The organism is Methylobacterium sp. GC_Met_3, from assembly GCF_026540775.1.
Lineage (GTDB): Bacteria > Pseudomonadota > Alphaproteobacteria > Rhizobiales > Beijerinckiaceae > Methylobacterium.
The window spans coordinates 70320-85503 of the sequence record NZ_JALNUL010000020.1; the positions used below are offsets into that span (position 1 = coordinate 70320).

General features: G+C 67.4%; 15 protein-coding genes and 1 pseudogene. 11 read left to right on the forward strand and 5 right to left on the reverse strand.

The genetic code is table 11. The annotated features are described in order from the left end of the window. Positions 1 to 588 precede the first annotated feature (588 nt). Positions 589 to 1590, forward strand: coding sequence for a PAS domain-containing protein (locus OXS27_RS20710; protein WP_267358470.1), 1002 nt, complete (start codon positions 589 to 591; stop codon positions 1588 to 1590). A 325-nt stretch (positions 1591 to 1915) separates the two neighbouring features. Here the strand turns inward: OXS27_RS20710 and OXS27_RS20715 are convergent, their stop codons facing one another. Further along, on the reverse strand, positions 1916 to 2338 hold the full coding sequence (locus OXS27_RS20715) for a MucR family transcriptional regulator (RefSeq protein WP_267358471.1): 423 nt from the start codon (positions 2336 to 2338) through the stop codon (positions 1916 to 1918). An 825-nt stretch (positions 2339 to 3163) separates the two neighbouring features. On the opposite strand from OXS27_RS20715, the gene OXS27_RS20720 reads away from it, so the two are divergent. Beyond that, positions 3164 to 4543, forward strand: coding sequence for a DUF4105 domain-containing protein (locus tag OXS27_RS20720; protein ID WP_267358473.1), 1380 nt, complete (start codon positions 3164 to 3166; stop codon positions 4541 to 4543). A 37-nt stretch (positions 4544 to 4580) separates the two neighbouring features. On the opposite strand, the gene OXS27_RS20725 is transcribed toward OXS27_RS20720, so the two are convergent. Beyond that, positions 4581 to 5807, reverse strand: coding sequence for a serine hydrolase (locus OXS27_RS20725; RefSeq protein WP_267358474.1), 1227 nt, complete (start codon positions 5805 to 5807; stop codon positions 4581 to 4583). A gap of 333 nt (positions 5808 to 6140) precedes the next feature. Between OXS27_RS20725 and OXS27_RS20730 the strand changes: the two genes are divergently transcribed. From OXS27_RS20730 to OXS27_RS20755, 6 genes are all read left to right on the forward strand, one after another. Then, positions 6141 to 6467: a multidrug efflux SMR transporter gene (locus tag OXS27_RS20730; protein WP_243927254.1), complete on the forward strand. Its 327-nt coding sequence runs from the start codon at positions 6141 to 6143 to the stop codon at positions 6465 to 6467. 793 nt (positions 6468 to 7260) lie between these two features. Beyond that, positions 7261 to 7548 carry a septal ring lytic transglycosylase RlpA family protein gene (locus OXS27_RS20735; RefSeq protein ID WP_267358475.1) on the forward strand — a complete coding sequence of 96 codons (288 nt, stop codon included), beginning with the start codon at positions 7261 to 7263 and terminating at the stop codon, positions 7546 to 7548. Positions 7549 to 7651: 103 nt separating this feature from the next. Then, positions 7652 to 7798, forward strand: coding sequence for a hypothetical protein (locus OXS27_RS20740; protein WP_267358493.1), 147 nt, complete (start codon positions 7652 to 7654; stop codon positions 7796 to 7798). Between the two features lie 189 nt (positions 7799 to 7987). After that, positions 7988 to 8581, forward strand: coding sequence for a cell wall hydrolase (locus OXS27_RS20745; protein ID WP_267358476.1), 594 nt, complete (start codon positions 7988 to 7990; stop codon positions 8579 to 8581). A gap of 185 nt (positions 8582 to 8766) precedes the next feature. After that, positions 8767 to 8931, forward strand: a complete 165-nt coding sequence (locus tag OXS27_RS20750; protein WP_267358478.1) for a hypothetical protein — start codon at positions 8767 to 8769, stop codon at positions 8929 to 8931. A 356-nt stretch (positions 8932 to 9287) separates the two neighbouring features. Continuing rightward, positions 9288 to 9716 carry a hypothetical protein gene (locus OXS27_RS20755; protein WP_267358480.1) on the forward strand — a complete coding sequence of 143 codons (429 nt, stop codon included), beginning with the start codon at positions 9288 to 9290 and terminating at the stop codon, positions 9714 to 9716. Positions 9717 to 9723: 7 nt separating this feature from the next. Here the strand turns inward: OXS27_RS20755 and OXS27_RS20760 are convergent. Beyond that, positions 9724 to 10023 (reverse strand): annotated as a pseudogene (locus OXS27_RS20760) (transglycosylase SLT domain-containing protein); the annotation flags it as partial. A gap of 255 nt (positions 10024 to 10278) precedes the next feature. On the opposite strand from OXS27_RS20760, the gene OXS27_RS20765 reads away from it, so the two are divergent. Then, positions 10279 to 10539 (forward strand): hypothetical protein, encoded by a 261-nt coding sequence (locus OXS27_RS20765; RefSeq protein ID WP_267358482.1) that lies wholly within the window; start codon positions 10279 to 10281, stop codon positions 10537 to 10539. A 222-nt stretch (positions 10540 to 10761) separates the two neighbouring features. On the opposite strand, the gene OXS27_RS20770 is transcribed toward OXS27_RS20765, so the two are convergent. Both OXS27_RS20770 and OXS27_RS20775 read right to left on the reverse strand, forming a co-directional pair. Continuing rightward, a complete protein-coding gene (locus tag OXS27_RS20770; protein ID WP_267358484.1) occupies positions 10762 to 11079 on the reverse strand; it encodes a hypothetical protein in 318 nt (105 codons plus the stop codon). Positions 11080 to 11337: 258 nt separating this feature from the next. Next, positions 11338 to 13491, reverse strand: coding sequence for a malate synthase G (locus OXS27_RS20775; protein WP_267358486.1), 2154 nt, complete (start codon positions 13489 to 13491; stop codon positions 11338 to 11340). 139 nt (positions 13492 to 13630) lie between these two features. On the opposite strand from OXS27_RS20775, the gene OXS27_RS20780 reads away from it, so the two are divergent. Together OXS27_RS20780 and OXS27_RS20785 are read left to right on the forward strand one after the other, a co-directional pair. Beyond that, entirely contained in the window at positions 13631 to 14557 is a 927-nt protein-coding gene (locus OXS27_RS20780) for a LysR family transcriptional regulator (RefSeq protein WP_267358488.1), read from the forward strand. Positions 14558 to 14719: 162 nt separating this feature from the next. Beyond that, entirely contained in the window at positions 14720 to 15088 is a 369-nt protein-coding gene (locus tag OXS27_RS20785; protein ID WP_267358489.1) for a hypothetical protein, read from the forward strand. Positions 15089 to 15184 lie beyond the last annotated feature (96 nt).

Here is a 15184-nt window from a genome sequence, read left to right on the forward strand (position 1 = left end):
CTCACCCACAACCCGGGGCCGCTTGTCAACCGCCGGCCACTCCTTGGCGAGAAGCTCGGATCATGCTCGCTGGGATAATTTGTATCAATCTCAGAAAATTGATCACGAAAAATGCTATCACATTCGATGCAAAATGAAGCATGTGGCTTAGAAGAAAAGTAATATCGAAATCCAACGCATTGCTGCCATGTCGAGCCGCGTCAAAGAATATTGAATATATTTTGCATAAACGGATCGGAGATGCGACAGCCGCATTAGTATGAGTTATGAAGCGTCCTCGCCCTGCGGCTCGGTCCCGGGTCGACGCGCGCCTCAACCGGCGTCGGTTTCGGCATCCGCCCTCGGCGGGGAATGGGCAGGCGGGGGGTGTCTTCGTGTTCGGGGAGCCTGTCGGTTCTGCCCGCCGGCATGTTCGTTGTTGCGAGCCAAGAGGGGCTATGAAATGCTTTTCGCGGATCTCCTTCTGATCTCCGACGAGCATCAGGTCTTGTCGCGCAATCGTTTCGTCAGTGAGTCGACATACGCCTGTTGTGGCGGGCGCTCGAACGATCCAGGCACGCCGGTATGTTTCATTCTGCTTTAAGCGCCTTGACATTCTCAGCCGGGGAATTTCTGGCCATTACGGAAAGTCGAGGCGTCAGCGGCGCCTGGAGCTGGGTTTTCACGGGTGGTGAGCAGATCTGGTCGCCGGGTTTCTACCGTCTGCTCGGTCTCGTGCCCAATGCCACGAAGGCGAGCTACGAGCTGCTGCTCTCCCTGGCCCATCCGGAGGACCGGCACCGGTTGCCGTCCCTCGCCGATGTCCGGCAGGGCCACGTGCCGGGGGAAGCGATCATTCGGGTCATCCGCCCGAACGGCACGCAGCGCACCCTGTCGCTGACCATGGAGGCGCGCTTCTCGGCCGAGGGGCGGCCGGTGGCGGTCAGCGGCACGGCGCTCGACGTGAGCGACCGCGAGCAGCGGGCCCATGCGCGGCATGACGAGCGGCGGCGACGGGCCGCGCTCTACCAGACCCAGCACATCGCGAGCTTCTGGGTGGGCGTCGACCGCGTCCGCGAAATGCCGTTCGAGATGGCGCAGGTCCACGGTCTGCCGTTCGAGGAGATCTGCAGCGATCCCTTCCTCATGATCGTGCCCGAGGAGCGCGGGGCCTTCCGGGCGATGGCCGAGGAGCATATCGAGCAGCGCACGCTCTATCAGGCGACCGCCCACGAGCGCCTTGCCAACGGGGATCTCGTGCACTTCCGGATCTTCACGATGCCGATCTGGGATCCCGACGGGACGTATCTTGGGCGATGCGGTCTCAAGTATCCGCTCGGCGTCGGCGTTCTCATGCCGGCGCCCCTGCGGGCGGGCTTCGAGCAGTCCGTGGCCGGCCGCCACCTGCGCGCCGCGCGGGCCATGCTGGACTGGTCGATGATGGATCTGGCCCAGGCGAGCAGCCTGTCGCATTCCACGGTCCGGCGCCTGGAAGAGGACAGCGAGCACCGCGGCAGCCGCTCGCGTCTCCAAGCAGTCGAGGCCCTGCGCCGCGCCGGCGTGCGTTTCCTCATCATGGATGATGGCACCCTGGCGGTCGCCAAGGCCTGACATGACCGCCGCCGGGGACCTCGGCCCCGGCGAGGTTCGCTCCGAGGCGGGCGGCCCCGACCGATCCCGGTCCGCACCCGACGATCTCCATCGGGCCTGTCGCTGATCGTGCGGCCCTGTCCTGTGGCTCCGGCATCGCGCGCCACGTGTTGGAGCGGCCGCCCTGGCGTGACCCCGCCCGGCCGCCTTGCCGAGCCCCCTCGACAAGGCGGGGTCCGGATCCCCCGGGGCATCGGATCCCGGTCGCGCGTCGCCCCAGCGCGACGCTCCGGCGGCCGGCTCGTGTCGGTGCCGGTGACGAAGCGACCGCGGGGTGGGGCTGGCCTCAGGCCGCCTTGTGGCCGAGCTGGATCGCCTTGGCGATTTCGGACCGCTTGGCGGCGTAGCCCGGGGCGACCATCGGGTAATCGGCCGGCAGGCCGTACTTGGCCCGGTACCGCTCGGGCGTCAGGCCATGGGCGGTGAGGTGACGCTTCAGCGTCTTGTAGGGCCGGCCGTCGATGAAGCTGATCAGGCCGTCATGCTGGATCGACGCTTCGATCTGAGTCGCGCTCGGTCCGGTCCAGGCGGAGCCCGACGTGCCGGTCTGCAGAACCGTGATGGCCGTGTGAACCTGATCGATCAGAGCCGGCAGTTCCCCCGCGCCCACAGCGTTCCGCGAGACGTAGGCCGCGACCAGAGAAGCCGTGCACTTGATCAGATCGGTATTGAGATCTGAAGACTTTTCATACAGGTTAATCGTGTTCATGAAGGTCCCCCAGGTACGCGACGAAGCAAAACAATCCGCAGAGAAGCCGAAAACCGATGATCGGATCGGAATTCCCCCGCCCGATCCCTGCCGGACTGCTTCTGATATGCCAACATTGGCACCTAATGATACAAAATCGGGACTAAATGTCTACCATTTCTCTAGAGATGTTCTTTGAACAGTTTCTGATCGTCTGCGTTAACATGAGGTTGTACGCAGAATTTCTGCAACAAATATTGTGCACGTCCCACGATTGAATGGCATCGGGCCGACGATGACTTCAAACGGCGATCCAACGACCGACCGTGAACGCACGAATCAGTCACGAGATGGGCGGCGGCGCGACGTGTCGGGCCGGTGGGGGCATCGCGCGGGCGTCGGGACCGAGATCAATAGTCTGGAGGTCTAGGGCTGCTCGAAACTATTCGCGGGACGCCGTTCGCCCTCGGACAGGCGCCCGGCCCGGCTTAGGGGCATCGCCGACAGATCGGGAGGGGAACGAGGGGGTGTTTACCGGCAGGCGTGCGATGATGTCCGTCCGGGTCGGATCCGGCGCTGCACTTCTTCAGATGTCGTAAAGACTATCCCGTTGCGAATCGGGCGCGCTGCCCCCGGTCCGGGTTTCGTTAAGACATCCCTCAGCCCCATTGTGGAAGTTGCGTCCGAAGAACCGCGCAAAACTTCCGATTATCGACTGTCTCGCGTCCCGCCATTTCGGTCCGGCCGCGTCTGTGCGAGAGATCCTTCTCTGCGCATCCTTGAGGCCGACCGTTCATGTCCGGACCGCGTTCGACGTCCCTTCCGCGCTCCCCCGCGGTGCCGACCGTGTCCGGGATTGCGGATCCGGTGGGCGGCCGGATGGCGCCGCTCTGGCTGCTGCTCGTGGGACGCGCGGCGGTGGGCCGGCACTGGCGCTTCCTCCTGTCGGTCGGCCTCCTGTGGGCGCTCGCCGGCATCGTCGTGGTGGTCGATTCCCTCGACGGGGCGATCCACGTCCCGGACCGGTGGTTCGGCGTGATCCTCCTGATCGACGGCCTGATCTCGCTGGCGGTCAGCGCGCTCGTCACCGGCACCGCGCGCCGGATGCGCCTGTTCCAGTTCGTACTCCTGACCATCATGGCCGTCCTGATCCTGATGGCCACGCGGCACAGCAACTTCCTGCTCGCCATGATCTTCGGCATCGCCTTCACGGTCGACGGCCTGGTCCGGATCACGATTGCGAGCCTCCTGAAATTCGCCGGCTGGCGGGCCTCGGTGGCCTTGGGCGCGCTCAGCGTCGCGTTCGGCGTGTTTCACCTCCAGCCGTGGCCGACGTGGTATGCCGGCACGGTCGGCTACTGCATCGGGATGTTCCTGATCCTGAGCGGCACCAACCTGACGCTGATCGGCCTCCGGGCGCGGCACCTGCGCCGCGCCGCGCCGGAGCCGGATGCGGCCGAGCCCGGCAGCCTGACGGTCTATGTCTGGACCCCGACCGGGCAGGCGACCACCCCGGCCAGCCAGCGGCTGATCCGGCGCTACGTCGCCTCGGTCGATCAGGCCGGCCGGTTCTCCACGGGCCACGCGGCCTTGGGCCAGAGGGCTTTGGGCCAGGGGGCTTTGGGCCAGGGGGACGACCTCTATATCAGCCACTATCCCGCCGTGGAGATCGACCGTTCGCCCGCCAATCTGCGCTCGAGCCTGCGCGCCGGGCCCGAGAACGACGTGCCGGGGCGCTTCCTGCCCTCCCATGACGCGGAGGTGGCCGATTGGTGCCCGCCCACCGTCGCCGTCACCCTGAACGGCATCGATGCCGTGCGGCTCCGGGCGTTCTGGGCGGCGTACCGCCAGGACACCACCTACAATTTCATCAGCCGCAACTGCTCGACCACGGCGGCCCGGGCGCTCGACGTCGCGATCGAGGGGGCGTTCAGCCGCGGCGGCCATCCCTGGCGGCAGCTCGCCACGGCGCTGACCACCCCGGAATTCTGGGCGGCCGCCCTGCTGCGCACCGGCGCACGGTCGATGACCTGGACTCCGGGCCTCGTGCTCGACTACGCGCGGGCGCTCAGCGCGCTGATCGATCCGGCCTCGCCGGTGCCGTCCATCGCGTGGCGGCGCGTCGGCTGGCGGCTCCTCCGCAACTGGCGGGCGCGGTCCCTGGCCCGGCTGCACCAGATCACCGGGCGCCCCACCCTGCCGGATGCCGGGCCGACCGAGGCCTGAGCGCGGCCCCGCCCGCGTCCGGATCGGGCGTATCCGCTCAGCGCGATGACGCTCCGGCGAGGTCGGCCGCGATCGCCTGCATCACCGCAAGCGTGTCGAGTTCGTCCTGCTCGGCCCCGTGATCGCTGAGCTTCACGATCACCGTGCCGGCCCGGCGGTTGACGTAGACGTACTGCCCGTAGACGCCGATCGCCGAGATGTCGTCGTCGTCGCCCCCCGGCGCGTGCCACCACTGGGCCGAGTAGGGCCAGCCGTCGACCGCACGCTTGGCCGGCGTCATGATCCGCTCGATCCAGCGCGCCGGGATGATGCGGTTCTCCCCGGCCCGGCCCTGGTCGGCCACGAGCAGCCCGAGGCGGGCGAAGTCGCGGGCGGTGGCGTTGATGCAGCAGAACGCCTTCTCGATTCCCCCGGGCCGGTCGAGGTTCCACGTGGCGTCGGCCTGGGCGCCCATCGGCTTCCAGATTCGCTCCGACAGGATGTCGGCCAGCGGCCGGCCCTCCGTCCGGGCGAGGATCAGGCCGAGGAGTTCGGTGTCGATGCTGCGGTAGCGGCCCTCGCTGCCGGGCTTGAACGCGAGGTGCGCATGGTCGCGCACGAAGCCCGCGATGTCCTGCGTCAGGTACATCCCGGCGGTGCCGGTCAGGGGGCGCGCGGGATCGTAGTTCTCCGGCACGGCGATCCCGCTCGCCATGTCGAGGAGGTTGCGCACGGTGATCTGGCCGAAGACCGCGCCGTTCTTCAGCTCCGGCAGCAGGGCGGAGACGCGATCCGTCTCCGAGAGCCGGCCCTTGGCCACCGCGGTGCCGACCAGGAGCGAGACGATGGATTTCGCCACCGACCAGGACGGGAACAGCGTCGCCGGCCCGGTGCCGGCCCGCTGCCACTCGTGGATCAGCGCCCCGTCCTGCACCACGAGGAACGCGTTGGTGTGGGTCGCGGCCAGCACGTCCCCGAGCGGTACGGTCCGCCCCTTCCAGGGGACGCGATCGAGGATCGGGCGCGGCCGGGACGGCAGGTCCCGGGCCTGATCGGGGGCCTTCGCGACCCGGCTCGGGAACCATGGTCCCACCGAGGACGGCTCGATCACGGCGAGTGCCGCGAGGGTGACGGGGTTCGGAACATTCAGCAGCGCGCAGGCGGCCCAGGCGCAACCCGCGAGTGCGGCTGTGCCCGCCGCCGCGATCGTGGCCCAGCGGCGACCCGCGGGGCTGCCCCTGCGCCGTCGGGCCGGACTGTCCGGGAGCGCGGGGGACGCGGTCATGTCGGCTCTGATTCGCTCTGGATCGCCACGCTGGCGGGGCCGGGGTCGCAAGGGGCGGGGCCACCATGGGCAGGAGGGCTTAACGAAAGCGCCACGCCGGGGATGGGAGCGCGATTCACGAAGGTTCGCGCCCACGGCGCCGGCTTGGACAGGGTCATGGCTTCCAGGGATAGGTATCCGGTGTCGACCCGCGAAGTCCTGCCGGAGAAACGAAACAGACTTGCCGCGGCCGCCCGATCCTTCGGTTGCTGAGGCTGTCCGATTCGCGGCAGATCTGTACACCGGTCCCGCCTCGAATTCACGAAGCCCCGTGCGCAGGAAGCTCACCCCGTCATGAATCCGTTCCTGCTCCTCGGACTCGCCATCGGCGCGGAGGTCACCGCCACCCTGGCGTTGAAGGCCGCCGACGGCCTGACCCGGCCGATCCCGACGCTGATCGTGGCCCTGGGCTACGGGACCGCCCTGTGGCTGATGTCGACCAGCATGGACATGCTGCCGATCGGGGTCGTGTACGCGATCTGGTCCGGAATCGGCATGATCGGCGCCGCGATCGGCGGCGCGTGGCTCTACGGCGAATCGGTGAGCCCGACGATGCTGGTGGGTATCGCGGTGATCACCGTCGGCGTGACCATCCTGGCGGCCGGCCAGGGCCAGCACTGAGACCAATCGCCGGATTCCGACCTCAAAGGTCCCCGTCCCGGACGCCTGGACCGCGCGTGGCCACCGGGGCGTTTCATGGCCGTGGCTGCGGCTCGCCGCGCCATCGAGCGAGGCGCGATTCGGCGGGTTGACCTGCATCCCCATGCAAACAGCGGCCAGGCTTGGCTGTAGATGCAGATCTGGAAGCTCGGAAGTATAAGACTCTGCGCCTTTATCAGTCATCGGGAACTGAGTTGCCCGTAACGCTTTATGTCCACCGCAGGTATGGTTAATCTTCGGTGAAGGCCATGATTGGGTCGGCTGGCCAAAAACGCTATCGGCTGGCGCATATGCTGCTTGCCGTCTCCGCAGCCCTCGTACCCAACCTTGGGAGCGGCATGGCTCAGGCGGCAGAGGCTCGGAGCCAGGACGCCGTCGACCGATCGGCCGGTGTGAAGCGCCCAGCGCCCGTCTTCACGTATCGTCAGTTCACGACGAAGCTACCGCCGCTTGCACCGACGCCCGACATGGCCGGTCACGTCAACGCCGCGTCGTTTGATCCGTCCGGAAGGCCGTCCGTGCCGCCACCGGATCCCGTGCTCGGCCAAGACCGGGCGGACAGGCAAGAGCGGGCGGACAGGATCGGCAATACCGACCCAGCCACCGATACTGCCTCAGCGCGGACGGATCTGCCGGCCGTTCAAGGCGGACAGGACGCGTCATCTGACGGGTCGAGATCAACAGCGGCAGGCACGACCGTTCGCGTCAGCCCGGATCGGCCGACGAACAGCATGCCGATGCCGGCAAAGCCAAGTTGATTGGGAGCGGCCGGGCGAGTTGGTATCAGCACACAGGTAAGACGGCGAGCGGGGAGATCTACAATCCCGACAGGCTGACGGCCGCGCATCATACGTTGCCCTTCGGCACGTTGCTCAAGGTCGTCAACAAGGCCAATGGCCGATCGGTCACCGTGAAGATCACCGATCGTACCAACGAGCGCACCAAGATGAAGCGCAATTACGCCATCGACCTGTCCCGTGCGAGCGCCCGGAAGATCGGCCTCGACGGGATCGGGCAAGTTGCCCTGTACAAAGTCGATTGATGCGGCCCGATGGCTTGGGCCGGTTACCCGGCCGGCGCGCAGGTCGCTCGTCTCCGCCCGACCATCCTGCACCGCCGGCGCCGCGGTTCAGAACCGCCCGGCGATGGTGAGCCGCACCGCCGTGGGCTCCACCGGGTGGAACACGCGGTCGATCAGCCCCTCGGCCGGCTCGCCGGGCAGGCGCGAGACCTACACGGAGGTGATCTGGTCGGACTTGCTGTTCGTCAGGTTGAGCGCGTCGAACGAGTAGCCTCGCCCGGGCCGGTTGTCCGCCCCTGTGGTCTTCCGGCGACGGTCCCACCGGGCGCATTGCGCCGGGCCCGCCTGCCACATCCTCGCCGCGAAGGTACGGTCACGCTTGCGGGACGCCCTGTCGCGGCGGGGCGCCGGCAATCGCCGGACGGCATGAAGCGGCTGAAACAGCACGGAGCACACCTGCATGCAGGGTAGCGAGCGGACGAGAATCGGTTTTGTCCTGATGGTGGCGGCCGCAGCCTGCGGCCTGGGCGCGTGCAACACGTCCGCCCCGGTGCTCACGACGGGCTCGATTTCCGGCCACGCAGTGCCGCTGGCGGTCAGCGATGCCGAACGGGACTGCCTGGGCCGCGCCATGTACTTCGAATCGAACCGGAGCGACGCGGGCGGGCTGATCGCGGTCGGCACCGTCGTGATGAACCGGCTGGAGAACGCGATCTTCCCCGGCGGCATCTGCGCGGTGGTCGGCCAGCCCGGACAGTTCGCCGCGGGGGTCCTGACCAAGCCGATGCAGGAGAAGGACCTGCAGAAGGTCGCCGACGCCGCCGACGCCGTCCTGGCGGGCGAGCGCCACCCGCAGGTCGGCAAGGCGATGTATTTCCACACCGCCGGGCGGCACTACCCCTACGGCAACATGCATTACGTGGCCGTCGCCGGCGGCAACGCCTTCTACGAGAAGCGCAACACCCGTACGGCCAAGCCTGACACCAAGCCCGACACGGTGGCCTCCGTCTCCATCCCGACCTTCGCGGCCGCCCAGATGGCGCCAACGCCGTAGCGCTCCGCGGCGGATCCCGGTGCGGCCCGGGGCGCCGCTCGCGCCGCGTGGTTTCGCGTCCGTGGATACCGGTCCGCCCCTCTGTTTCTGCGGGATTATTGAAGCGGCGCATAAAGCTGAGGTTGTAGTTTGGCGATCGATCGGGGTATGGCATCGCAATGCCAGACGATGCCGGTTTTGACCGCATGGTGAGAGCCGCCATCCGCACGCACCAGCTGATGTGCTCTCATGGCACGCCTGCAATGCAGCTCCTGTCCCGCCTGCTTCTGATGGAAATCGGCTTCGCGATCGCGGCGCGGCCCGATGACGATCGTGCGGCCAACGACAATCCGGACGAGGCTGACGATTAGGGTGCTCTGAGCCGAACCGAACCGGGCGCTGCGTCGGAAAGCGTTTTTTTACAAGACGTTAGAGCCACACCCCTTGTGCCGCGCTCTGTTGGCGCCGAGGCGCCGACCCGTGACATGCCCCGCCGTGGCTTGGTCGCCCGCACGGACGATCCGACGGGATGGGAGCAGACGGCACGATTGGCCTCTGCCAGCCGGCTTCGACCGACGCATTTCGCCCAAAACCCGGATCGACTGCCCGGCGCGGGGGCGATGACCGCGAATAGGTCGGTGAAACTGTTGATTGAACCTGTCGGCCGAACATGCGGCATTTACACCGGAGGACAACGGTCTAGCGTGTCGGTAGAAACGACTTACGCGTGACGAATGGTGGACCGATGATCGCCGACCGGGTCGCGCTCGCCGGTGCGCTGCTCCTGCTGAGCATCGCACCATCGGCGGCCCAGCTGCGGCGGCCCCTGACGTGCACCGAGGACGCGGCGATCGATTTCGCGACGCCCAGCCTACCGGAGGGCGCGAAGCCGCAACCGCGCAAGGCCCGCACCTTCTCGCTGGTCTCCAGCGGTGGCCTGCTCACCGTGATCTCGGCCGGGCGCTCCGATTATTACGAGTGCCAGCCCGCATCGCCGCGGCTGAACGAGCGCGCGCCGCGCAACGCGATCAAATGCCAGAACGGCGTCTACTTCTTCCTGATCGATCTCAACACGCTGAACTTCGTTGAGGCGCAGCTGAACCCCGAGGATCGCACGGAGGTCAAGGTCAGTACCGGAAGCTGTCGGGGTCTGTGAGCCGGGCTCATCGGCAGAACCGAGCCGCAGCCGGGGTCCATTGCCCGAAGCCCGTCGCGACCATGTTGGTCATCACCCGGCAGATATAGACCTTCTGGGCCGCGTTGTTGTTCGGCCCGGCGTGGTAGCGCGCCACCGCCAGGGTCCAGCTGCCCTCCCGCTGCTTCAGTTCCTTGAGGAACTGGGTCGCGTATTCGACATTCGCGTGCGGGTCGATCATGGCCTCGACCGAGCTGAACTTCCCGCCATGGAAATGGTGGTTGATCTGCATGCAGCCGAGATCGATCAGGCGCACGCCACTTTGACGGAGGGCCCCAACTGCACCGGCAAACTGTCCTGGTCCCCCGTCAGGAATGGCCCGCGCAACAGAGCCGACGAGGGTTGTGCAAAGGAAATTTAGGGCGTGACAGGCGCACAGATCGGATACCGCCGCTTTGCCCGTTAGTCGCATTCGAGAGGGGTGTACGCTATCGAGAGGCGGCGCTGTAGGCCGCTCGCGCGATGGCGTTGCTCATTGCACATAGGAAGCTGTGAGGGCGAAGCGTTCCTTAGGCTCATTCACATGGAAGACGATTGCGATTTCGAGCACTCCCCGTTGTCGGGGAAATTCACTCGCGGTGACATCACCGTCGATGTCGAGATCTATCGCACCGCCGGCACGCGGGATGCCTGGCGAATGGAGGTGGTCAGCATATCGGGGGGCTGCACCCGCTGGCATGAGCGCTTCGATACCGAACAGGATGCCTATCGAGCTTTCTTGGCGATGGTGGAGGTGGATGGCCTTGCATCGTTCGCCGGCGCTAAGCCGAAGCTGCGGCACTGACTACGAGCTTCTCCAGCTCAAACCGCGCTACCTCGCGCTCGTTGAGCTCGATGCCTGTGCCATGCGTCAGGAATTTGGTCAGGCGGTCGAACACGAGTGGCATGGCACTCTCAATGGCGCTGGAACCCACGCAGACCGACGGAACGACCAAGCGCTAGGCCAGGATCTCGCCCACGTAGGCATCCCCGAGCTGGCCGCGCCGCTGTTCGTCGTTTCAGGGACCTACGATATCGTTATCTCGAAGTCCTTGCGTAGCTCCGAGCGGCTGTGCCTCTTCCTGGCATGCGCTCGATCTTTGCCGTTGCCTTTCTCGCCATCATTGTCACAGACGCCGCTGCTGAAGAGCCTGCCATCGGGGGGCCCGTCGTAGCCGGTGCGTTCGGCATGAGCGGAGCGGACTATTACGGCGACGTTCGCAGCCACATGCCTTTTACCCGAGAGGCGCCCCCGCAGCCGATCGGTATGGTTGATATCGAGCGCGTCCGGGCTGCCCGTCGACGCGCGGAGGTCGCCTCGCGACATGCCACGCAGCGTCGACATCAGCCGCATCGCTGACTGGAACAGCTCGCCCGCTAGGCGGATCTAACTACCATCTCGGGCCGAGATCCCTCAGCCTCGCCTGCCCAGCCGCGCGGGGCTGTTTCAATGCGCGATCCCGGATCGAGACGATCACCGTATGCCTTGAGCGTGGAAGGCAGTCGCAAGGCGGACCTTTATCATCCCGGACGACCGAGAGACGGTCGCAATTGAGGGCAGACTCTGCCGCGGTACATCTCTGTCCGCGGCAGAGGTAGCAACTCAGGCCGTGCGGCCGTTGGCTTCGCGTTTGGCCTCCCTACGGAACCGGTGCAGCACGAACTCCGTGTAGCCGTTCGGCTGGCTGGCGCCCTCGAAGATGAGCGCCTGCGCGGCCCGGAAGGCCGGCCTGTCGAAGCCCGGGGCCATCGGCTGGTAGGCCGGGTCGTCCGTGTTCTGGCGGTCGACCACGCCGGCCATCCGCCGGAGCGTTTCCTCGACTTCTTCCCGGTCGACGATCCCGTGGCGCAGCCAGTTGGCGATGTGCTGGCTGGAGATCCGCAGGGTGGCGCGGTCCTCCATCAGGCCGACCTCGTGGATGTCCGGTACCTTCGAGCAGCCGACGCCCTGATCGATCCAGCGGACCACGTAGCCCAGGATTCCCTGGCAATTGTTGTCGAGTTCCTCCCGCACCGCCTCCGGCGCGAACGGGCCTTCGGCCAGCGGCAGGGTCAGCATGGCGGCGCGGGTTGCGGGCGTCCGGGTGCTGAGATCCGCCTGACGGGCGCGGACATCGACCTGGTGGTAGTGCAGCGCGTGCAGCGTCGCGGCCGTCGGGGACGGGACCCAGGCGGTGTTGGCGCCGGCCTCGGGATGGGCGCCCTTGGCGTCGAGCATGGCGGCCATCCGGTCGGGGGCGGCCCACATGCCCTTGCCGATCTGCGCGTGGCCCGGCAGGCCGCAGGCGAGGCCGGCATCGACATTGCCGTCCTCGTAGGCCTGGATCCAGGCGGTCGCCTTCATGGCATCCTTACGCACCACCGGTCCGGCCTCCAGCGAGGTGTGGATCTCGTCGCCGGTCCGGTCGAGGAAGCCGGTGTTGATGAAGAACAACCGGTCGGAGGAAGCCGCGATCGCCGCCTTGAGGTTGAGCGTCGTGCGCCGCTCCTCGTCCATGACGCCGATCTTGAGGGTTCGCGGCGCCAGCCCGACCAGCGCCTCGACCCGGCCGAACAGCTCGACCGCGAAGGCGACCTCCTCCGGCCCGTGCAGCTTCGGCTTGACCATGTAGGCCGAGCCGGTCCGGCTGTTGCGCCGGGCGCCGTCGAGGTCGTGCCGTGCGATCAGCGCGGTCACCGCCGCGTCGAGGATCGTCTCGGGGATCTCGGCGCCGTCGAGGGTCACGGCGTCGGTGTGCATGTGGTGGCCGACATGCCGCACCAGCATCAGAGACCGCCCCGGCAGGGTCAGGCTGCCGCCATCGGGGGCCGTGTAGGTGCGGTCTTCCGCGAGCCGCCGCTCGACCGTGCGGCCGCCCTTGGACAGCTTGGCGACGAGGTCGCCGCGCATCAGGCCGAGCCAGCTCCGGTAGACCGCGACCTTGTCGGCCGAATCCACGGCGGCGACCGAATCCTCCATGTCCATGATGGTCGAGAGGGCGGATTCCAGCACCACGTCGGCGATGCCGGCCGGGTCGGTGCGGCCGATCGGGCTCGTCCGGTCGATGACGATCTCGAGATGCAGGCCGTTGTGGCGCAGCAGGAGCGCGGTCGGCGCCGCGGCGTCACCCGTAAAGCCCGCGAAGGCGGCCGTGCCGGTCAAACCGGCGCTGCGGCCCGCGCCGAGGTCGACCGCGAGGCGCCCGCCCGTCACGGAGAAGCCGACGGCATCGGCCCAGGAGCCGACGCTGAGCGGCGCGGTCGCGTCGAGGAAGGCCTTGGTCTTGGCCACCACGGCGGCACCGCGGGCCGGGTTGAAGCCTTTGCTGGGGGCAAGGTCGCCGTCCTGCGGGATCGCGTCGGTGCCGTAGAGGGCGTCGTAGAGGCTGCCCCAGCGGGCATTGGCGGCGTTGAGCGCGTAGCGGGCGTTCGAGATCGGCACCACGAGCTGCGGGCCGGCGATGGCCGCGATCTCCGCATCCACGTTCTCGGTGGTCACGCGGACGGCGCCAGGCTCCGGCTGGAGGTAGCCGATCCGGGTCAGGTAGGCCGCGTAGGCGGCCGGGTCGTGCGGCTGGCCGCAATGGTCGCGGTGCCAGGAATCGATGTCGGCCTGTAGGCCGTCGCGCCGGTCGAGCAACGCCCGGTTGCGCGGCGCGAGATCCCGCACGATGGCGGCGAAACCCGACCAGAAGGATTCGGCCGAGATCCCGGTTCCGGGCAGCGCCTCCTCGGCCAGGAAGGCGCGGAGGTCCTCGGCGACGACGAGCTTCGACATGGCTGTCTCCTGGGGTGGGCGCCAGCCGTCAGAATAAATCGAACGGCAGGTGAAAATTATTTGAGCTCCCCTCGGTAGACCCCTTGGCACCCGCGAAAAAGGCAGCAAAACGGATTTGATTCTTTCCGCAGCGTTGAGAATGCACGATCAGAGCGACCTCGAGATCTTCGCCCGTGTGGTCCGCACCGGCAGCCTGACCCAAGTCGGGTCGGAGCTCGGTCTGTCGGTAGCGGTGGTGTCGAAGCGGTTGAAGCGCCTGGAGGAGCGGCTCTCCGTGCGCCTGCTGCACCGGACCACCCGCCGCGTCGCCCCGACCGATGTCGGGGAGGCGTTCTTCCAGCGGATCGCCCCGATCGTCGACGCGATCGCGGAGGCCGAGAGCCTCGTGTCGCAGGACGCGAGCCGGGCCCGGGGGACCCTGCGGGTGACGGCGCCGAGTTCCTTCGGGCGGCTGCACATCGTCCCGCACCTGCGAGCCTTCTTCGCCCTGCACCCCGACCTCGTGCTCAACCTGGAACTAAGCGACGATTTCGAATCGATCGTGGAGCGCGGCTACGACCTCGCGATCCGGGTCGGCGCGCTGGAGAGTTCCGGACTGACGGCGGTGCGGCTCGCCCCGGTGCGCCGGGTCCTGTGCGCACGGCCGGCTTATCTCGACGCGGCGGGGCGCCCGAAAACCCTCGATGAACTGCGCGGGCATGTCTGCCTCGCCACGGAGAACCAGAACCCGTGGCGGCTGGTCGGGCCGGACGGGCCCTGTACGGTGGGCGCGTCCAGCCCCCTGCGGACCCATTCCAACGAGGTGGTGCGGGAGGCGGTGCTCAGCGGCCTCGGGATCGCGCTGCGGTCCACCTGGGACGTCCACGCAGAGCTGCGCGACGGCTCGCTGGAGGTGGTGTTGCCGGCCTATACGGCGGCGGCCTCCGCGGGTATCTTCGCGGTCTATCCGAGTCGGGCCTTCGTGCCGGCTAAAACTCGGGCATTTATCGCCTTCCTCAAGCACGTCTACCGGTCGAGCGATGCCGGGGCGGCGGTAGAGACCGGCCCCGGCAGGGGCTCATCCTGAAAGCCCTTTCATGGGCGCCCTGCCCCGGTCGAAACGTCGGATCAGGCCCGGTTCGCCATTGCGGCGGCTCCGAGCCCCCACCGGACGAGGTTCTGGACCTCAGGAGACGATTTCGCCTCGGCGTAGCAGCACAGCTTTTGGTGCGTTCCCCGAGGCCCGGAAATGGATCGCGCGTCCGCCGTCGAGGCCGATCCGGTTTCCAGTCCGCTGGTCGACACCCTGCGGTCTGCCGAATGGCTTCAGGAAATCGCCTTGAAAGATCGCGTGGCGTATCCGCTCGAAGAAGGCGCCGCTCTGCTCGAAGATCATGTTCGGGAGGGGCCGCTCGCCATCTCGTCGGTGAGACCCGGATCGGCCGCATCAAAAGTCTCGCTTGAGGAGGTGTTGCGGCATGGAGCGGGTCAGCATCAGGTTGGTGACCAGTCGCGCGACCTCGCTGTTGTAATCCAGAGCGTGCGTGCCTTGGATCCGCGATCGAGAAGTTACACGCTGTTCAACCGGGACCTGTCCGCGGCGCTCGGCCGACTGTGAGGTCATGGGAGGAGCGGCTCACGCCGCCTTCCGGAGCTCCGGGTAGAGCCCGTATGGCCGGCTAGGCTGGTAGCACTCGTCCATCGCGGGAGGATT